The organism is Streptomyces africanus, assembly GCF_002150735.1.
GTDB lineage: Bacteria > Actinomycetota > Actinomycetes > Streptomycetales > Streptomycetaceae > Streptomyces > Streptomyces africanus.
In genome coordinates this window covers 1-12,564 of record NZ_MUKA01000306.1, presented here as the reverse complement: position 1 = coordinate 12,564, position 12,564 = coordinate 1, and the positions used below count along the sequence as shown (strand labels likewise).

The following is a 12,564-nucleotide window of genomic DNA, read 5'->3' as shown; positions in this document are numbered from 1 at the left end:
GCCGGCCTTTCCCGTTCGGGTCCCTCCGTGGGCTCAGTCCGTGCCGGAGTCCATCGCGGCGCGGTCCAGCCACGCGTCCTCGTCGGAGACCTCGCCGCGGGAGGCGATGGCCTCGGCGCCGCCCTGCGGCAGCTCCGGCATGGTGCCGATCAGCCCGGTCGCGGCGGCCTGGGAGGCGCCGATGGTCGGGCTGCCGGTGCCGATCAGACCGATGCCGGCGTACTGCTCCAGCTTGGCGCGGGAGTCGGCGATGTCCAGGTTGCGCATGGTGAGCTGGCCGATCCGGTCCACCGGGCCGAACGCGGAGTCCTCGGTGCGCTCCATGGACAGCTTGTCCGGGTGGTAGCTGAAGGCCGGGCCGGTCGTGTCGAGGATCGAATAGTCCTCGCCGCGCCGCAGCCGCAGCGTCACCTCGCCGGTGACGGCGGCGCCCACCCAGCGCTGGAGCGACTCGCGGATCATCAGCGCCTGCGGGTCAAGCCAACGGCCCTCGTACATCAGCCGGCCGAGTCGCCGTCCCTCGGTGTGGTACTGGGCGAGGGTGTCCTCGTTGTGGATCGCGTTGACCAGCCGCTCGTACGCGGCGTGCAGCAGGGCCATGCCGGGCGCCTCGTAGATGCCGCGGCTCTTGGCCTCGATGATCCGGTTCTCGATCTGGTCGGACATGCCGAGGCCGTGCCGGCCGCCGATGGCGTTGGCCTCCATGACCAGGTCGACGGGGGAGGAGAACTCCTTGCCGTTGATCGTCACGGGGCGGCCCTGTTCGAAGCCGATCGTCACGTCCTCGGTGGCGATCTCGACCTCGGGGTCCCAGAACTTCACGCCCATGATCGGCTCGACGGTCTCGACGCCGGTGTCCAGGTGCTCCAGGGTCTTGGCCTCGTGCGTGGCGCCCCAGATGTTGGCGTCGGTGGAGTACGCCTTCTCCGTGCTGTCGCGGTAGGGCAGCCCGTGGGCGACCAGCCACTCGGACATCTCCTTGCGGCCGCCGAGTTCGGTCACGAACGCCGCGTCCAGCCAGGGCTTGTAGATCCTGAGGTGCGGGTTGGCGAGCAGGCCGTAGCGGTAGAACCGCTCGATGTCGTTGCCCTTGAAGGTCGAGCCGTCGCCCCAGATCTGGACGTCGTCCTCCAGCATCGCCCGGACCAGCAGCGTGCCGGTGACGGCGCGGCCGAGCGGCGTGGTGTTGAAGTACGCCCGCCCGCCCGAGCGGATGTGGAACGCCCCGCAGGTCAGCGCGGCCAGGCCCTCCTCGACCAGTGCGGCGCGGCAGTCGACCAGACGCGCGATCTCGGCCCCGTAGGTCTTCGCGCGGCCGGGCACCGACGCGATGTCGGGCTCGTCGTACTGGCCGATGTCGGCGGTGTAGGTGCACGGGACGGCGCCCTTGTCGCGCATCCACGCGACCGCGACGGAGGTGTCGAGACCGCCCGAGAAGGCGATGCCGACGCGCTCGCCGGCGGGCAGGGAGGTGAGGACCTTGGACATAGAAAGAGTATGTATCACTTTGCATAGTCATGCAAGCCGGGTATGCGAATTCGCCGTTCCGGGTGCTTCCGGCTCAGGAATCCGCCGCCTCGGAGCCGCCGAGCGCGCCGAGGATCCGCTCGGCCGCCAGCGTCGGCGTCAGCTCGCCCTCCCTGACCCGCTGCTCCAGCACCGGAGCCAGCGCCCGCACCGCCGGGTCCGCGTGCAGGCGGCCGAGGAGCTCGTCGCGGACCATGGTCCAGGTCCAGTCGACCTGCTGGTCACGGCGCTTGGCGGTGAGGCGGCCGGTCGAGTCCAGCAGCGTGCGGTGCTGTTCGAGACGCTCCCACACCGTGTCCAGGCCGCTCGACTCCCGCGCGCTGCAGCTGAGCACGGGCGGGGTCCAGAACGCGTCCTTGCCGTGCATCAGCCGCAGCGCGCCGGCCAGCTCCCGCGCGGCGGCCCGGGCGTCCCGCTCGTGCGGCCCGTCCGCCTTGTTCACGGCGATCACGTCGGCCAGTTCCAGGACGCCCTTCTTGATGCCCTGGAGCTGGTCGCCCGTGCGGGCGAGGGTGAGCAGCAGGAAGGAGTCGACCATGTTCGCTACCGCGGTCTCGGACTGGCCGACGCCGACCGTCTCCACCAGGACCACGTCGTAGCCCGCCGCCTCCATCACCACGATCGACTCACGCGTCGCCTTGGCGACCCCGCCCAGCGTGCCCGCGGTGGGGGAGGGGCGGACGAAGGCCGCCGGGTCCACCGCCAGACGTTCCATGCGCGTCTTGTCGCCGAGGATCGAGCCGCCGGTCCGGCTGGAGGACGGGTCGACGGCGAGCACCGCCACCCGGTGCCCGAGTCCCGTCAGCATCGAACCGAACGCGTCGATGAACGTCGACTTGCCCACGCCCGGCACCCCGCTGACCCCGATCCGCCGGGCCCTGCCGCTGTGCGGCAGCAGCGCGGTCAGCAACTCCTGGGCCAGCGCCCGGTGCTGGGGGCGGGTCGACTCGACGAGCGTGATGGCCCGGGCGATGATCGCCCGCTTCCCGTCGAGTACGCCCTTCACATACGCGTCGACATCGATCACAGGTCGTGCCCGAGTCCGTCCGACAGCCGCTTCACCAGGTCGTACGCCGCGTCCGGGATGACCGTCCCCGGCGGGAAGACCGCCGCCGCGCCCATCTCCAGCAGCGTCGGCACGTCCTGCGGCGGGATCACCCCGCCGACCACGATCATGATGTCCTCGCGCCCCTCCTCGGCGAGCTGCTCGCGCAGCGCCGGGACGAGCGTGAGGTGACCGGCCGCCAGCGAGGAGACACCGACGATGTGCACGTCCGCCTCGACGGCCTGCCGGGCCACCTCGGCCGGCGTCTGGAACAGCGGGCCGACATCCACGTCGAAGCCGAGGTCGGCGAAGGCGGTCGCGATCACCTTCTGGCCGCGGTCGTGGCCGTCCTGGCCCATCTTCGCGACCAGGATGCGCGGGCGGCGGCCCTCGGCCTCCTCGAAGTCGGAGACCAGGGCCCGGGTGCGGTCCACGGACGGGGACTCCCCTGCTTCGTTGCGGTACACGCCGGAGATCGTACGGATCTGGCTCGCGTGCCGCCCGTACGCCTTCTCCAGGGCGTCGGAGATCTCCCCGACGGTCGCCTTCGCACGGGCCGCGCGCACCGCCAGCTCCAGCAGGTTGCCCTCGCCCGCGGCGGCCCGGGTCAGCGCCTCCAGCGCGTCCTGGCACGCCGTCTCGTCCCGCTCCGCCCGCAGCCGCCGCAGCTTCTCGATCTGCTGGGCGCGCACGGAGGAGTTGTCGACCTTGAGGACGTCGATCTGCTCGTCGGTCTCGACGCGGTACTTGTTGACGCCGATGACCGGCTGCCGGCCCGAGTCGATCCGGGCCTGGGTGCGGGCCGCGGCCTCCTCGATGCGCAGCTTGGGGATGCCCGCGTCGATGGCCTTGGCCATGCCGCCCGCGGCCTCGACCTCCTGGATGTGCTGCCAGGCCCGCCGGGCGAGGTCGTACGTCAGCCGCTCGACGTAGGCGCTGCCGCCCCACGGGTCGATCACGCGGGTCGTGCCGGACTCCTGCTGGAGCAGCAGCTGCGTGTTGCGGGCGATGCGCGCCGAGAAGTCGGTGGGCAGGGCCAGCGCCTCGTCGAGGGCGTTGGTGTGCAGCGACTGCGTGTGCCCCTGCGTCGCCGCCATCGCCTCGACGCAGGTGCGCGTCACGTTGTTGAACACGTCCTGCGCGGTCAGTGACCAGCCGGAGGTCTGCGAATGGGTGCGCAGGGAAAGGGACTTGGCGTTCTTCGGGTCGAACTGCTTCACCAGCTTCGCCCACAGCAGGCGCGCCGCGCGCAGCTTGGCGACCTCCATGAAGAAGTTCATGCCGATCGCCCAGAAGAACGACAGCCGGGGCGCGAACGCGTCCACGTCCAGGCCGGCCTCACGGCCCGCGCGGATGTACTCCACGCCGTCCGCGAGGGTGTACGCCAGCTCCAGGTCGGCCGTCGCGCCCGCCTCCTGGATGTGGTAGCCGGAGATGGAGATGGAGTTGTAGCGGGGCATCCGCTGCGAGGTGAAGGCGAAGATGTCGGAGATGATCCGCATCGACGGCTTCGGCGGATAGATGTAGGTGTTGCGGACCATGAACTCCTTGAGGATGTCGTTCTGGATGGTCCCGGCCAACTTCTCGGGCGGCACGCCCTGTTCCTCGGCCGCCACGATGTACAGCGCCAGCACCGGCAGCACGGCGCCGTTCATCGTCATCGACACCGTCATCCTGTCCAGCGGGATCCCGTCGAACAGCTGCCGCATGTCGTAGATCGAGTCGATCGCCACGCCCGCCATGCCGACGTCACCGGTCACCCGCGGGTGGTCGCTGTCGTAACCCCGGTGCGTGGGCAGGTCGAAGGCGACCGACAGGCCCTTCTGCCCGGCCGCGAGGTTGCGCCGGTAGAAGGCGTTGGACTCCTCGGCCGTGGAGAAACCGGCGTACTGACGGATCGTCCAGGGCTGGTTGACGTACATCGTCGGATACGGGCCGCGCAGATACGGCGCCGCGCCCGGATACGTGTCCAGGAAGTCCAGGCCCTCCAGGTCGCGGCCGGTGTAGAGCGGCTTGACGGCGATGCCCTCCGGGGTCTCCCACAGCAGGTCGTCACCGCCGGAGGCGTTCTTGACCGCCGTACGCCACTCGTCGGGGCCGCCGCCGGAGGCCGGGGTCCCCAGCTCGATCCCGGAGAAGTCGGGGACGGAACGGTCAAAGGGGGCGGTCATCAGGAGACTCCCATGCGGTCGAGGGTCGCGGAGAGCACGGCCACGGCGTCGCAGCCCGCGAAGACGTACGCGTCGACACCGGCGTACTGCCCGGGACGGCCCGCGAGGAACACCTGCCGCGCGCCGGCGGCCTTCAGAGCCTCGGCGGTGGCCTCGGCCCGCTCCTCGTACAGCGCGTCGCTGGAGCACAGCACGGCCTCCGTCGCGCCGCTGTCCTCGAAGGTGCCGTCCGTGACGGGCTCGATGCCGCCCGCCTGGAAGAGGTTCGACGCGAAGGTGAGGCGTGCGGTGTGCGCTGCCGCCGGGCCGATCGCGGCGAGGAAGATCCGGGGCCGGGAGCCGGTCGCGGCGAGGTGGGCGTCGGAGCGGGCGCGCAGCGCTTCGTACGCCTCGTCGCGGCGCACGCGCGGCAGCCCGCCGGACGGCGGCTCGGGTGCGCTCTCGCGGACGACCGGCTTCTCCGCGAGAAACGGGAACTCGCTGACGCCCGTGACGGGTTCGCGCCGCGTGGCCAGCTTCGCGGTGCGCGCCTGCCAGGTGTCGGCCAGGTCCTGCGCGAGGTCCCCCGACCGCAGGGCCGCCGCCTGGCCGCCGAGCCGCTCGATCCGCCGGAAGAACTCCCAGGCGGCGTGGGCGAGTTCGTCGGTGAGCCGCTCCACGTACCAGGAGCCGCCCGCCGGGTCGATCACCCGGGCGAGGTGCGACTCCTCGATCAGGATCGTGGAGGTGTTGCGGGCGATACGGCGGGCGAACGCGTCCGGCAGGCCGAGGGCGTGGTCGAAGGGCAGCACGGTGACCGCGTCGGCGCCGCCCGCCCCGGCGGCCAGCGTGGCGATGGTTGTGCGCAGCATGTTCACCCACGGGTCGCGGCGCGTCATCATCACCGGCGACGTCACGACGTGCTGGCGCTGTGCCCCCGCGCGCGGCGCCCCGCAGACCTCGGCCACCCGCGCCCACAGCCGGCGCGCGGCCCGCAGCTTGGCGATCGTCAGGAACTGGTCGGCGGTCGCCGCGTACCGGAACTCCAGCTGCGCACAGGCCTGTTCCACGCTCAGCCCGGCCTCGGTGAGGTCCCGCAGATACGCCACTCCCGTGGCCAGCGAGCAGCCCAGCTCCTGGGCGGCCGAGCCGCCGGCCTCGTGGTACGGCAGGGCGTCCACGGTCAGCGCCTGCAGCCCCGGGTATCCCTCGGCGCACAGCCGGGCGAGCTTCGCCGCCGGAGCGACGTCGCCCCGCTGCCCGCTGCGGGCCTCGTGCCCCAGCGGATCCGCGCCCAGATTGCCGCGCGCCGCCTCCCGGGCGACACCGCGCTCCTCGTACAGCCGCAGCAACTCCCGTGCTGCGGGCCCCGGTTCACTTCCCGCGTCGAGGACGACGGGCGCGAGGTCGAGATGGACACCGTCGAGGACCCGGCCGAGCTCCGGCACCGGGATGCCGCCCTCTCCCACGGCCAGCCACAGGGAGGTGACGCCGTTCTCCAGGTCGGCGAGCACCGCGGAGTTGTCGGCCACCGTGTGCCGCTGCCGTACGTCCCAGCCGCCGAGCGTGTTCCCCTCGGCCCGGCCGCCCCGCACGAAGGGGGCGAAGCCGGGCAGGCCCGGCTCGGGCGCGGTGTCGTGCGCGGTGTAGAGGGGCCGGGTGCGCAGCCCGTCCTCCAGCGCGGTGGACAGGGCTTCCTCGGCCTCGGCGCCCTCCACTTCCTTGCCCGACTTGCGCAGCACACCCGCCACAAGGCGCTGCCACTGCTCATGGGGCACATCAGGGAAGTCGCCGGCCAGCTCGAGCCCGTCGTCAGGCAGGACCGTCATGCTCGGATGCTAGGACACGGACACAGAGGAGCAGCAGTGGGCAGGGCTGTGACCTTGCCCTCCCCGATTCTGTGACCGTGATCTCCCCGCTTCACGGGCAACCGGAAAGGGAGCCGTCTCAGAGCAAGGAGCATCCACGCCATGGGTACCGCTGTCCACGTCCCGCAGACCCGGGACATGATCGGAGACGAGCTCTCCGGAGACGAGGCGTTCACCGCCCTGCGCCACTACGGAGGGCTGCGGCTGCTGGCCGACGCCTTCGCACGGTTCCGTTACGCGGACGGCTTCACCAACGCGCGGGCCCTCGCCTTCCAGGTCGTGCTCGGGCTGGTCCCGTGCACCGTGGCGCTCGTCGGGCTGGCCACGTCGGTGCACACGGAGGGCGTGGGCCGGGTCGTCGAGCTCACGCTCGGCCACATCGTGCCGGGTGCCAGCGCGCAGATCGTCGAGGACGCCTTCGAAGGGACGCGGCGCACCGCGCACGGCGATGTCTGGAGCACGCTCGCCCTGTGGCTCGGTCTGGGCTTCGCGCTGCTGAACCTCGCCTCGGCCATGGGTCAGATCGAGCGCGGCGCCAACCGCATCTACGGCATCGAGCGGGACCGTCCCTTCCCGCGCAAGTACGGGCGGGCGATCGTTCTCGCGCTCGCCGCCGGTCTGCCCCTGGTGCTGGGGTTCGTCGTACTCGTCGCCGGCGAGGCCGTGGGCGACGCCGTGGCGGACTCGGCCGGCTGGGCGGACAGCGGGTCGCGGTGGTGGAGTGTGCTCGACATCCCCGTGGGGCTCGCGCTGGCCTGGGTGGCCTCCGCCGTGATCTTCCGCTGGTCGCCCCGCCGCGTCCAGCCCGGCTACACCTGGCTGGCCTTCGGCTCGGCCGTACATCTGCTGCTGTGGGTGTCGGCCACCTGGCTGCTCGCGCTGTACGTCGAGGAGAGCGGTGCCTTCGGCGCCGTGTACGGGCCGCTCACCGCCTTCATCGCCCTGCTGCTGTGGGCCAACCTCACCGCCGTCGCGCTCTTCCTCGGCATCGCGTTCGCCGCCCAGCTGGAAGCGGCCCGCGCCGGCATCGAGTCAGCCGTCCAGCCGGACCCCGGCCCCGGTGCGTGAGGCCGGACGACAGCAGGAAGGGGCTTCGCGTCAGGACTGCGCGGGGCGTTGCCGGCCGGGCTTCGCTTCGGGGTGTCCGGCGGGCTCGGGTGCGGTCATGTCGAGCAGGAGCATCGCGTCGTGGTCGGGGGTGCCGGGTTCGGCGGTGTAGACGCCGAGGCGCCGGCCGGGGGTGCCTTCGAGGTGCATGTTCTGGCCGCTGAGGGTCAGGACGCCCACCTCGGGGTGGTGGAAGGTCTTCTGTACCTTCTTGCGGCCGATGACCTCGTAGCGCTCCCACAGCCTGGCGAAGTCGGGGCTCTTGAGCACGAGTTCGCCGACGAGACTGGTCAGGTCGGGGGCGTCGGGGCTGACGCCGGCCTGGGCGCGAAGCCGGGCGACGCAGGAGCGGACCAGGGGCTCCCAGTCGGGGAACAGCTCGCGGGCCGTGGGGTGCAGGAAGAGGTAGCGCGCGAGGTTGCGCTGCTTGGCGGGCCAGTCGGCCATGCCGGCGTACAGGGCGAGGCCGCCGGGGTTCCAGGCGAGCAGGTCCATGCTGCGGCTGACGATGTAGGCGGGGTTCGGCCGCATCGTCTCCAGGAGCAGCTTCAGGTGCGGCCGGACGGTCCGGCCGGGCGGGGGAGGGGGCTCGGGCGCGTAGTTGGCGGCCCGGGCGGCGAGCTCGCGCAGATGGTGGTGCTCGTCGTCGTCGAGGCGCAGCGCACGGGCGAGGGAGTCGACGACGCCGGGGCTCGGCCGGGTCTCCTTGCCGCGTTCCAGACGGATGTAGTAGTCGATGCTGACCCCGGCGAGGGACGCCAGTTCCTCGCGGCGCAGACCGGGCGTCCGGCGTACCCCCGCGCCCGGTGTGAAGCCGACGCTCTCGGGACTGGTCTGGGTGCGGCGGGCGCGCAGGAAGCGCCCCAGTTCGTCGCCGCTGGTGTGCTGCTCCGGTGCCATGGACCCAGTGTCGCAACGCTGCCACCTGGGCGGTATCCGCGAGGGGGGCCCTGTCATACCCACCGCTGTTCACCCCCCGGTAGGGCCCGGCCTCCCTGGGGGGCGCGTGCGGCGGCACGGTGGATGCCATGAAGTACATCAAGCTGCGCGACCTGGAGGTCTCCCGGATCGGCCTGGGGGCGATGGGGATGTCCCACGGCTACACCGGCTCCGGGACCGACGAGGCGGAGTCCGTCCGCACCCTGCACCGGGCGCTGGAACTGGGCGTCACGTTCCTCGACACCGCCGAGATCTACGGCCCGTACACCAACGAGGAGCTGCTCGGCCGGGCGCTGAAGGGCCGCCGCGACCAGGTCGTGCTGGCGACGAAGTTCGGCCTGGTCTCGCACGCCGGGGCAGGGCCCTGGAATCTCGACAGCGGGCCGGCCAACATCCGCACGGCCGTCGAAGGCTCCCTGAAGCGGTTGGGCACCGACCACATCGACCTCTACTACCAGCACCGGGTCGACCCCCACACGCCCATCGAGGAGACGGCGGGCGCCGTGGCCGAGCTGGTCGCCGAGGGGAAGGTCCGCGCGTTCGGCCTGTCCGAGGCCGGGCCGGACACCATCCGCCGCGCGCACGCCGTCCACCCCGTCACCGCCGTCCAGTCCGAGTACTCCCTGTGGACCCGCGGCCTGGAGGAGCGGGTGCTGCCGGTGCTGCGTGAGCTGAACATCGGCCTGGTGCCCTTCGCGCCGCTCGGGCACGGCTTCCTCACCGGGAAGATCCGCTCCACCGACGACTTCGAGGAAGGCGACTTCCGCCACGGCAACCCGCGCTTCACCGGCGAGAACTTCCGGCGCAACCTGCGCCTCGCCGACGAGGTCCAGGCCGTCGCGGCCGAGGCCGGCGCCACACCCGCGCAGGTGGCCCTCGCCTGGCTGCTCGCGCAGGGCGACGACATCGCGCCGATCCCCGGCACCAAGCGCGTGCACCGGGTCGAGGAGAACACGGCCGCGGACGGCATCCGGCTGACCGCCGAGCAGCTCGACAAGCTCAGCAGCCTGCCCCCGGCCGCCGGTGAGACCCACACCGAGGCCGGCCTGCGGATGCTCGAACGCTGAGCAGCGGCCGCCCCGGCTCTGCGACACCCTGTCAAGGAAGAGGAGAAACCCGTGCGTGCAGCCGTTCTGTACGGCGCCGGCGACGTCCGGACGGAACACCGGCCCGACCCCAGGATCCAGCAGCCCACCGACGCCGTCGTGCGTACCGTCCTGTCGTGCGTGTGCGGCAGTGACCTGTGGCCCTACCGGTCCCTGCCCGCCACCGGCACCGGCCGCCCGATGGGACACGAGTTCCTCGGCGTGGTCGAGGAGACCGGCTCCGAGGTGTCCGGCCTGGAACCCGGTGACCTGGTCGTCGCGCCGTTCACGTACTGCGACAACACCTGTGACTACTGCGCCAGGGGCCTGCACTTCTCGTGCCGGCGAGGTGGCCGGTACGGCTTCGACGGCGTGGACGGCGGCCAGGGCGAGGCGGTGCGCGTCCCCCAGGCCGACGGCACCCTGGTCAAGCTGCCCGTCGACGCCGGCTCCCCGCTGCTGCCCTCACTGCTGACGCTCTCGGACGTGATGGGCACCGGCCACCACGGCGCCGTCACCGCGGGCGTCGGCCGCGGCGACGCGGTCCTGGTCGTCGGGGACGGCGCGGTGGGCCTGTGCGCGGTCATCGCCGCCAGGCGGCTGGGCGCCGAACACATCATCCTGATGGGCCGGCACGAGGCCCGCACCGACCTGGGCCGTGAGTTCGGCGCCACCGACGTGGTCGCCGAGCGCGGTGAGGAGGGCGTCGCCCGCGTCCGCGAACTGACCCGCGGCGACGGTGTGGACAAGGTCATCGAGGCCGTCGGCACCCTCCAGACGCTCCAGACCTCCCTGGCGGCGGTCGTGGACGGCGGCACCATCAGCCGGCTGGGCGTCCCGCAGTACGAGGAAGGGCCCCTCGGCCCGTCCACGATCATGCGGAACATCACCCTCACCGGCGGCGCGAGCCCGGCCCGCGCCTACATCGAGGAGCTGATGCCGGACGTCCTGGACGGCACCATCGAACCGGGCCGCGTCTTCGACCGGAGCTTCACCGCCGACCAGATCCCGGACGCCTATCGTGCGATGGCGGACCGCCGGGTCCTCAAGGCGCTCATCCGCTTCTGACCGCCCCGGACCACGACCGCCATGACCGCCACGCCCGGCACGACAAGGAAGATCCTTCATGCAGACCGTCACCCTCAACAACGGCGTCGAGATGCCGATCCTCGGCTTCGGCGTCTACCAGATCCCGCCGGAGGAGACCGAGCGGGCCGTCACCGAGGCCCTGGCGGCCGGCTACCGGCTGCTCGACACGGCCGCCGCCTACCGCAACGAGGAGGCCGTCGGACGCGCCATCAGGAACAGCGGCATCCCGCGCGAGGAACTGTTCGTCACCACCAAACTGTGGGTGCAGGACACGCCCGCCGAGGAGAACACCGAGCGGGCCTTCGACGCCTCGCTGCGCAAGCTCGGTCTCGACCACGTCGACCTGTACCTGATGCACCAGCCCTACGGCGACGTCCACGGCCAGTGGCGCGGCATGGAAGCCCTCCACCGCGACGGCCGGGCCAAGGCGATCGGCGTCTCCAACTTCCACCCCGACCGGCTCGTCGACCTCGTCGTCAACAACGAGATCACGCCCGCCGTCAACCAGATCGAGATCCACCCGTTCTTCCAGCGGGCCGCCGACCAGGAGCTCATGCGCGAGCACGGGATCCAGGCCGAGTCCTGGGGCGGGTTCGCCGAAGGCAGGAACAACCTGTTCACCAACCCGCTCCTGAGCGAGACCGGCCGGCAGCACGGCAAGTCCGTGGCGCAGGTCGTCCTGCGCTGGCTCATCCAGCGCGGCATCGTCACGATCCCGAAGTCGGTCCGCGCCGAGCGCATGGCGGAGAACATCGACGTCTTCGACTTCGAGCTGACCGACGACCAGATGGCGTCCATCGCCACCCTGGACACCGGCGCCTCCCTGTTCTTCGACCACCGCGACCCGGAGATGGTCGGCCGGCTCGGCAAGTGGCGCCTGAGCGACTGATCAGGGACGTCATCGCGGCCAGAACCTGTCCGCGACTCTCGCTACCGTGCTCCCATGACGAACACCAAGCGGAGCGTCGCGGGCACGGCACCCCACCTCGATACCAGGGCCCTCAACCGCGCCACCCTCGACCGGCAGCTGCTCCTGCGCCCGGCCAGGATCTCCGCCGCCGCGGCCGTCGAGCACCTGGTCGGCCTCCAGGCGCAGAACGTCAAGCCTCCGTACTACGCGCTCGCCGCCCGCCTCGACGGCTTCGCCCCCGAGGCGCTGTCGAGGCTGATGGCCGACCGCGAGGTCGTTCGTATCGTCACGATGCGCTCCACCATCCACACCCACACCGCGGACGACTGCCTGACCCTGCGTCCGCTGGTGCAGCCCGCCCGGGACCGGGAGCTGACGAACTTCCGCAAGGGACTCGCCGGTGTCGACCTGGACCGCCTCGCCGCCCTCGCCCGCGACCTCGTCGAGACCGAGCCCCGCACCATGAAGCAGCTGCGCGAGGCCCTGCTCGAGGAGTGGCCCGACGCCGATCCGCAGGCCCTGGCCGTCGCCGCCCGGTGCCGGCTGCCGCTCGTGCAGGTGACCCCGCGCGGCCTGTGGGGCCGGAGCGGGCAGGTCAGTCTGACCACCGCCGAGCACTGGCTCGGCCGCCCCGCCGCACCGGCCGCCACGCCCGACGCGATGGTGCTGCGCTACCTCGCCGCCTTCGGCCCGGCCTCCGTGCGGGACATGCAGACCTGGGCCGGACTGACCCGCCTGCGCGACGCCTTCGAACGTCTCCGCCCGCGGCTGGTCACCTTCCGGGACGAGAGCGGCGTCGAGCTCTTCGACCTGCCGGACGCCCCCCGCCCCGACCCGGACACCC

10 protein-coding genes are annotated in these 12,564 nt (G+C 72.0%); 5 read left to right on the top strand and 5 right to left on the bottom strand.

Going from position 1 to position 12,564, the window contains the following annotated elements:
- Positions 1-33: 33 nt before the first annotated feature.
- The 4 genes from argG to CCL05_RS32555 form a co-directional block, all read right to left on the bottom strand.
- Positions 34-1,488, bottom strand: a complete 1,455-nt coding sequence (argG, locus tag CCL05_RS32570) for an argininosuccinate synthase (protein ID WP_086564270.1) — start codon at positions 1,486-1,488, stop codon at positions 34-36.
- Positions 1,489-1,561: 73 nt separating this feature from the next.
- The gene (gene meaB, locus CCL05_RS32565; RefSeq protein ID WP_086564269.1) at positions 1,562-2,554 is read right to left on the bottom strand and encodes a methylmalonyl Co-A mutase-associated GTPase MeaB; all 993 of its coding nucleotides are present in this window, start codon (positions 2,552-2,554) and stop codon (positions 1,562-1,564) included.
- Positions 2,551-4,743 carry a methylmalonyl-CoA mutase gene (gene scpA / locus CCL05_RS32560; protein ID WP_086564268.1) on the bottom strand — a complete coding sequence of 731 codons (2,193 nt, stop codon included), beginning with the start codon at positions 4,741-4,743 and terminating at the stop codon, positions 2,551-2,553. Before scpA ends, meaB begins: the two co-directional genes overlap by 4 nt.
- On the bottom strand, positions 4,743-6,551 hold the full coding sequence (locus tag CCL05_RS32555; RefSeq protein WP_086564267.1) for a methylmalonyl-CoA mutase family protein: 1,809 nt from the start codon (positions 6,549-6,551) through the stop codon (positions 4,743-4,745). Before CCL05_RS32555 ends, scpA begins: the two co-directional genes overlap by 1 nt.
- 141 nt (positions 6,552-6,692) lie before the next feature.
- Between CCL05_RS32555 and CCL05_RS32550 the strand changes: the two genes are divergently transcribed.
- Positions 6,693-7,658 (top strand): YihY/virulence factor BrkB family protein, encoded by a 966-nt coding sequence (locus CCL05_RS32550; protein ID WP_086564266.1) that lies wholly within the window; start codon positions 6,693-6,695, stop codon positions 7,656-7,658.
- Between the two features lie 30 nt (positions 7,659-7,688).
- On the opposite strand, the gene CCL05_RS32545 is transcribed toward CCL05_RS32550, so the two are convergent.
- On the bottom strand, positions 7,689-8,597 hold the full coding sequence (locus tag CCL05_RS32545) for a helix-turn-helix transcriptional regulator (RefSeq protein ID WP_086564265.1): 909 nt from the start codon (positions 8,595-8,597) through the stop codon (positions 7,689-7,691).
- A 128-nt stretch (positions 8,598-8,725) separates the two neighbouring features.
- On the opposite strand from CCL05_RS32545, the gene CCL05_RS32540 reads away from it, so the two are divergent.
- The 4 genes from CCL05_RS32540 to CCL05_RS32525 form a co-directional block, all read left to right on the top strand.
- Positions 8,726-9,703, top strand: coding sequence for an aldo/keto reductase (locus CCL05_RS32540; RefSeq protein WP_086564264.1), 978 nt, complete (start codon positions 8,726-8,728; stop codon positions 9,701-9,703).
- A gap of 51 nt (positions 9,704-9,754) precedes the next feature.
- Positions 9,755-10,789: a zinc-binding dehydrogenase gene (locus CCL05_RS32535; protein WP_208641667.1), complete on the top strand. Its 1,035-nt coding sequence runs from the start codon at positions 9,755-9,757 to the stop codon at positions 10,787-10,789.
- Between the two features lie 58 nt (positions 10,790-10,847).
- A complete protein-coding gene (locus CCL05_RS32530) occupies positions 10,848-11,699 on the top strand; it encodes an aldo/keto reductase (protein ID WP_086564263.1) in 852 nt (283 codons plus the stop codon).
- Between the two features lie 54 nt (positions 11,700-11,753).
- Positions 11,754-12,564 (top strand): winged helix DNA-binding domain-containing protein (locus CCL05_RS32525; protein ID WP_086564262.1); only part of this gene is annotated, 811 nt, incomplete at its 3' end.

Bases quoted from the DNA above. Each gene is read 5' to 3' on its own strand.
- CCL05_RS32545 (WP_086564265.1), bottom strand. From the start codon at position 8,597: ATGGCACCGGAGCAGCACACCAGCGGCGACGAACTGGGGCGCTTCCTG.
- CCL05_RS32555 (WP_086564267.1), bottom strand. From the start codon at position 6,551: ATGACGGTCCTGCCTGACGACGGGCTCGAGCTGGCCGGCGACTTCCCT.
- argG (WP_086564270.1), bottom strand. From the start codon at position 1,488: ATGTCCAAGGTCCTCACCTCCCTGCCCGCCGGCGAGCGCGTCGGCATC.
- scpA (WP_086564268.1), bottom strand. From the start codon at position 4,743: ATGACCGCCCCCTTTGACCGTTCCGTCCCCGACTTCTCCGGGATCGAG.
- CCL05_RS32550 (WP_086564266.1), top strand. From the start codon at position 6,693: ATGGGTACCGCTGTCCACGTCCCGCAGACCCGGGACATGATCGGAGAC.
- CCL05_RS32530 (WP_086564263.1), top strand. From the start codon at position 10,848: ATGCAGACCGTCACCCTCAACAACGGCGTCGAGATGCCGATCCTCGGC.
- CCL05_RS32540 (WP_086564264.1), top strand. From the start codon at position 8,726: ATGAAGTACATCAAGCTGCGCGACCTGGAGGTCTCCCGGATCGGCCTG.